Genomic DNA, 5427 nt, shown 5'->3' on the forward strand with positions numbered 1-5427 from the left:
TCCCGGCAACAGGAAGCGGTGGCACACACGACGGTGCGTGCCACCGCTTCACCATGCCGTCGTTGACAGGCCGACCTCCATATGAGAGCGGCTTCGCCGCACGTGCACGAAACCTCGTAGCAGGGGTCGAGTTTCCACTCACGACCCGGAGTTGTGCACACCCTGTGGATAGATTCTGACGTGGGCGCTGGAAACCGGCCATCCTGAGGTCCATGAGGACAAGACCAGCGGGTACCTGGCAGCGATTATTGGACGAGCAGCACGGAATCATCACCACGAAACAGATGCATGCTTTCGGCGTCAACAAGGATTCGATCAACTACTACGTGGAAACCGGGCAGTGGCTGAGAGTGTTTCGTGGAGTCGTCTCGGTGACCAATGGGCCGCTGACTCGTGAGATGCAATTGTCTGCAGCGCTGCTGTACGCAGGGCGGGGAGCGTTGCTCAGTCACACCACCGCCGCGGAGGAATGGGGGTGGGTTCGGCCTGCGGCAGGCCCGGTTCACGTCACCGTTCCGTACGGATGCTCGGCCACCAGCAAGCCGCCGACGATGAGGCACGCCAAGCAGAACTTCACCTCGGAAAGCAACGAACAAATCCATCCCGGGGTAGTGGTCCACCGTTCCCGAGCCATGGGACACATCGGTGTCGAGACGAATCCGGCTCGAACGAGCACCGTCGATACGGTCCTCGATCTCGTTGTCGCAGAGCCGACGTCGAGGCAAGCGACGACCACATTGGTCTCGGCGATGTCTTCGGGTGGCGTGAACGTCGCAGCCATGACGAGCAAGGTCGAAGTCCGGCGACCGATGCGCCACCTCAAACCGATTTTGCACACGCTGGCTCTCATGCGCGACGGAGTCCATTCTGCACTCGAACACCGTTATGTACTCGACGTCGAGCAGGCACACGGTCTGCCGGTCGGGCAGCGGCAGGCCCCGGTATTCGTTGACGGCCGACAGCTTTTCGAGGACATTCGCTATCAGATCTGCGACCTCATCGTCAGGCTGGACGGCCAGGCCTTCCACTCTGCCAAGCAGCGGCGATTTCGCGATCGCAGGCGTGACAATGCTGCGGAGCTGAGGAACCTGCCGCGGTTGATGTACGGCTGGCACGAAGTGACCGACGACCCGTGCGGTGTGTACCGCGAGGTCCGCGAGGTGCTGGTCAGAGAGGGTTGGGACGACGCGTCGTACCCGTGCGAACGTTGCGCCTTGTGAGTGGAAATTCGTAGCGGGCTACGAGTTTTCGTTCACGTGCGGCGCAGCCGCTCTTTACGTAACTGCGCAACCTCGGCAAGCTCGAGGGGAGCGAGAGTGGTGCCCAAGGCACGCTCCAACAAGTAGTCCGCCAATTCCGGGTTCCGGGCGAGTACCGGGCCGTGCATGTACGTGCCGATCACAGAACCCTGCACGACGCCTTCGCGTCCGTCGCCGACACCGTTGCCGACACCGTGGGTGACCTTGGCCAATGGGGACGCGTCCAGGCCGAGAGTTGTTCCGCCGCGGTGATTCTCGAAGCCGGTGAGTTTCTGGCTCAGGCCGTCGAGTGCGGGTTCGGTGACGACCTCGCCGATGGACCTGGTTGCCTGCGGCGCGGTGGTGACGTCGAACAGGGAGATGCCGTCGACGCGTTCGCCTGCGGATGTTTCGTACCAGTGGCCGAGAACCTGGATCGCGGCGCAGATGGCGAGCACCGGCACCCCGCGGGCGGCGGCGTTCTGCAGTCCCGGGTATCGGGTGAGGTGACGGGTCGCGAGGCGTTGAGCCGAATCCTCGGCTCCACCAAGGGTGTACACGTCGAGCGAATCGGGGACCGGGTCGCTGAGAGTGATCTGGACGACCTCGGCATCGATGTCTCGCATCCGCAGTCGCTGCCGCAGAATGAGCGCATTTCCGTTGTCGCCGTAAGTGCCCATCACGTCGGGCAGGACGAGGCCGATGCGTACGGTGGACTCAGACATTTTTCACCTCACGTGCCAGCGCTCGCCCGAGATCGCGGAACGCGGTGTAGTTTGCGAGCACTTCGACGCGTCCCGGTGGGCAGGATGCGATGGCCTGCAGCGGATCTGCGATGGTGGTGTGCTGCGAACCGGCATAGAGGAGTCGCACTCCGAGGTCGGTCGCACGTTCACCGGCGGCGACGACAGCGACGTTCTCGAAGTGCTCGAAGCGAACGTCCCACAGCCACGACAGATCCTCGCCGTCGGGAACCTGACCGTTGACGGCGATGACGAGTCCGTCGCAGGTGGGATCGATCATCGACAGTGCTTCCTGCCAGCCGGCGGGATTCTTGGCGAGAAGCATTCGGACGGAATGCGATCCGTACTGGATGGTGGAGTAGCGTCCGGCTACTTCGTCGACGCTCGACGCGGCGGCGACGGCACCTTCCGCGCTCGCGCCGAGGGTCACTGCGGCGGCCACGGCCTGAGCTGCGTTGCCGCGGTTGGCTTTACCTGGCAGTGACAACGTCATCGGCAGGACGAGTCCGTCGGGCCCGTAGAGATTCTCGTCGTCGAGCCACCAGTCCGGCGTCGGGCGCTTGAAGTCGCTGCCGGTGCTGTACCAGTGCTCGCCCTCCCACAGGATGGGTTCGCCCGTGCGCGGACAGCTGACCGAATCGCCGGCCCATCCGCCGCCGGCCGCGACCCAGACGACGTTCGGTGCGTCGAATGCTGCCGAGGTGACGAGGACGTCGTCGCAGTTGGCGATGACGACGGTCTCGGGATGCCGGGCCAGTCCGGCGCGCAGCTTGCGTTCGATCATGTTGATCTCGCCCACGCGGTCGAGCTGATCGCGACTGAGGTTGAGCAACACGATGGCCGCCGGTTCCACCTCGTCGGAGACATGGGGGACGTGCAGTTCGTCGACCTCGAGAGCAGCCAGTTCGGCATCGAAGTGAGCGTGCAGGGCCGCGACGATGCCGGCATCCATGTTCGCGCCGTCGGCCTGGGTGGCGACGTCACCGAGGGTGGCAAGGGCAGCGGCCGTCATACGCGTGGTGGTGGATTTGCCGTTGGTGCCGGTGACGATGACGGTTCGTCGTCCGCGACCGAGCCCGCCGAGGATGTTCGGATCGATCTTCAGGGCGACGAGTCCGCCGATCATCGAGCCCTTGCCCCGACCCGCCTTGCGAGACGCCCAGGTCGCCAGCTCCGCCGCGCGCAGTGCCACACGGCCACGTGCACCGATACGTCTGCGCTCACCCACTTCAACCATCCGCCGAGTCTGGCACAGAAGAGCGTGCAGTTTCACGTCGGCGGTTTCTACCCCTCGGTCATTCCGCAGGCTCCACTCCCGCCCTATTGGGTCATTCCGCAGGCTCCACTCCCGCTACTCACACCGGTGCTTTCTCCCGAACTTCGACCGACCGTCGCACGGCCATGCCGCCGAGGCATCCGCCGATCACGACGACGCCACCGATCAGTGCGAGCACGGACGGGTTCTCGCCCAGGAAAATCCAGGCACCGGCGATCCCGACGACGGGAACCATCAGCGAGAACGGCGCGACCAGTCCGGCGGGGTTGCGGCTCATCAGGATGCTCCAGAGACCGCTGCCGATGATGGTGGCGGGAATCACGATGTAGGCCAACGCGACCAACCCTGGCCAGCCTTGCGGACCGAACGACTCCGTCAGCGCATGCCAGCCGGTGCTCGGGCCCTCGAAGATCGCGGACAGCGCCAGCATCGGCAGCGGCGGAACGACGGTCATCCACAGCATCAGCGTCATCGGCGAATCGGACTTGGCGAGTCGGTTTCCCAGATTGCCGAACGCCCAGCCGAGGCCGGCGAGGAGGGTGAGGATCACCGGAAGCAGGGAGGCGTTCTGAGCGCGGTCCCATCCGATCAGGACCATGCCGAGGACGGCGACCGCGATGCCGATCGCCTGTCTGCGAGAGACGTGTTCGCGCAGCAGAACAGCGCCGAGCACAACGGTGAACGGGGCGGACGACTGCAGCACGAGTGACGCCAATCCGGTGGGCATGCCTGCTGCCATCGCCGCGAACAGGAAGGCGAATTGCAGAAATCCGAACCCGAGGCCGTAGAGCAGCAACCACTTCAGCGGCACTTTCGGCCTCGGGACGAACAGGACGACCGGGATGGCGATGACCAGGAAGCGCAATGCGCCGAAGAAGAACGGCGGAAAATGATCGAGTCCGACGCGAATGGCGAGGAAGTTCAGTCCCCACAGCACGGCGACGGTCAATCCGAGGAGGCGGTCGCGAGTGGTCATGGCGTCCATCGTGTCCGCTGCGAATGATCAGCACAATCGAATATATCCGCATCAACAGTTAAGATTTACTGCATGAACGTGGAGCGGCTGCGGATCCTCGCGGAACTCGCCGACCGTGGAACTGTCGCAGCGGTGGCCGACGCGATGTCGATGACCCCCTCGGCGGTATCCCAGCAACTCAAGCTGCTGGCCAGGGAAGCGGGTGTGACGCTCCTCGAACCGGACGGTCGCCGGCTCCGACTGACCGATGCCGGACGCGCTCTGGTGCTGCGTACCGACGAGGTGCTCGCTGCGGTCGGCCGCGCTAGAGCCGAGATGGATCGGTACCGTGCGTCCCCGCGGGGACGCGTCCGAGTCGCGCTGTTCCCGTCCGGTGCTGCTCTGCTGCTGCCCGGGGTGCTGACGCGGTTGGGTAACTCGGACGTCGACATCGAGGCACGCGACGAGGACCTGCCTGCATCCTCGGTGCCGGAACTGTTGGCCGACTACGACGTGGTGCTCACCCACCGCGACGAGCGGGCCCCGTCGACCGCAGGCCCGCGCATCGAAGTGACGACCCTGATGCGCGAGCCCATCGATCTGGTGCTCCCGCCCGATCACGGCCTGGCGCAACATGAATCGATAGACCTCAGGGACCTGGTCGACGAACGATGGATCAGTGTCCGCGGCGGATTCCCGGTCGACGACGTGCTGCTCTCGGTAGCCGCGGCCACCGGCGTCGAACCCCGAGTGGTTCAGCGCGTGAACGATTTTCGCGTCACCGAGGTGTTGGTGGCGGCCGGTCACGGCGTGGCACTGATGCCGCGGTACGCCGTGGTGCATCCCGGTCTGGTGCGTCGAGAGTTATCGGGTGTTCGGGCCGGGCGCATCTACGAACTTGCGACCAGGCCCGACGCTCGACGCCTACCGGCGATCGCGGCCGTGCTCGACGCGTTCCGGGCGGAGGCAGACCTCAGGACAGAGCTTTGGCCTTCAGCGTCCTGAACTCGTCCTGATCGATGGTTCCGTTGTCCAGCAACGTCTTTGCGTGTGCGATCTCCTCCGATGCGGACCGACCGGCCACTTCTTTGATGTAGTTCTCCTGCTGGTCCTTGGCGTGCTGCAGGGCGGCAACCTGACGCTCGGCCATGTTGCCGCCGTTCACGATGAGGTAGATCAGCGCGGTGAAGAACGGCGCGATGATGAGGAAGAGCA

6 protein-coding genes are annotated in these 5427 nt (G+C 64.7%); 2 read left to right on the forward strand and 4 right to left on the reverse strand.

Annotated elements, in window-relative coordinates:
- Window positions 1–212 precede the first annotated feature (212 nt).
- Complete coding sequence (locus A2J02_RS21855) at window positions 213–1220, forward strand: type IV toxin-antitoxin system AbiEi family antitoxin domain-containing protein (protein WP_068053487.1); 1008 nt, start codon at window positions 213–215, stop codon at window positions 1218–1220.
- 32 nt (window positions 1221–1252) lie between these two features.
- Here A2J02_RS21855 and A2J02_RS21860 read toward each other — a convergent pair whose 3' ends face one another.
- The 3 genes from A2J02_RS21860 to A2J02_RS21870 form a co-directional block, all read right to left on the reverse strand.
- A complete protein-coding gene (locus A2J02_RS21860; protein ID WP_068053491.1) occupies window positions 1253–1963 on the reverse strand; it encodes a type 1 glutamine amidotransferase in 711 nt (236 codons plus the stop codon).
- Window positions 1956–3218: a Mur ligase family protein gene (locus tag A2J02_RS21865; RefSeq protein ID WP_068053495.1), complete on the reverse strand. Its 1263-nt coding sequence runs from the start codon at window positions 3216–3218 to the stop codon at window positions 1956–1958. The genes A2J02_RS21860 and A2J02_RS21865 overlap by 8 nt, the downstream gene beginning before the upstream one ends.
- Window positions 3219–3336: 118 nt before the next feature.
- Window positions 3337–4233, reverse strand: a complete 897-nt coding sequence (locus A2J02_RS21870) for an EamA family transporter (protein WP_068053498.1) — start codon at window positions 4231–4233, stop codon at window positions 3337–3339.
- 72 nt (window positions 4234–4305) lie between these two features.
- Between A2J02_RS21870 and A2J02_RS21875 the strand changes: the two genes are divergently transcribed.
- Complete coding sequence (locus A2J02_RS21875; RefSeq protein ID WP_068053494.1) at window positions 4306–5217, forward strand: LysR family transcriptional regulator; 912 nt, start codon at window positions 4306–4308, stop codon at window positions 5215–5217.
- On the opposite strand, the gene A2J02_RS28420 is transcribed toward A2J02_RS21875, so the two are convergent.
- The coding region (locus tag A2J02_RS28420) for an SHOCT domain-containing protein (protein WP_231911491.1) at window positions 5186–5427 on the reverse strand (242 nt) is incomplete at its 5' end. The two genes, A2J02_RS21875 and A2J02_RS28420, sit on opposite strands and share 32 nt — an antisense overlap.

This window comes from Rhodococcus sp. EPR-147 (assembly GCF_001647185.1).
Taxonomy (GTDB): Bacteria; Actinomycetota; Actinomycetes; order Mycobacteriales; family Mycobacteriaceae; genus Rhodococcoides.

What these genes read in the sequence shown, in the direction of transcription:
- A2J02_RS21865 (WP_068053495.1), bottom strand. Translation starts at nt 3,218, where the DNA reads ATGGTTGAAGTGGGTGAGCGCAGACGTATCGGTGCACGTGGCCGTGTG.
- A2J02_RS21855 (WP_068053487.1), top strand. Translation starts at nt 213, where the DNA reads ATGAGGACAAGACCAGCGGGTACCTGGCAGCGATTATTGGACGAGCAG.
- A2J02_RS21860 (WP_068053491.1), bottom strand. Translation starts at nt 1,963, where the DNA reads ATGTCTGAGTCCACCGTACGCATCGGCCTCGTCCTGCCCGACGTGATG.
- A2J02_RS21875 (WP_068053494.1), top strand. Translation starts at nt 4,306, where the DNA reads ATGAACGTGGAGCGGCTGCGGATCCTCGCGGAACTCGCCGACCGTGGA.
- A2J02_RS21870 (WP_068053498.1), bottom strand. Translation starts at nt 4,233, where the DNA reads ATGACCACTCGCGACCGCCTCCTCGGATTGACCGTCGCCGTGCTGTGG.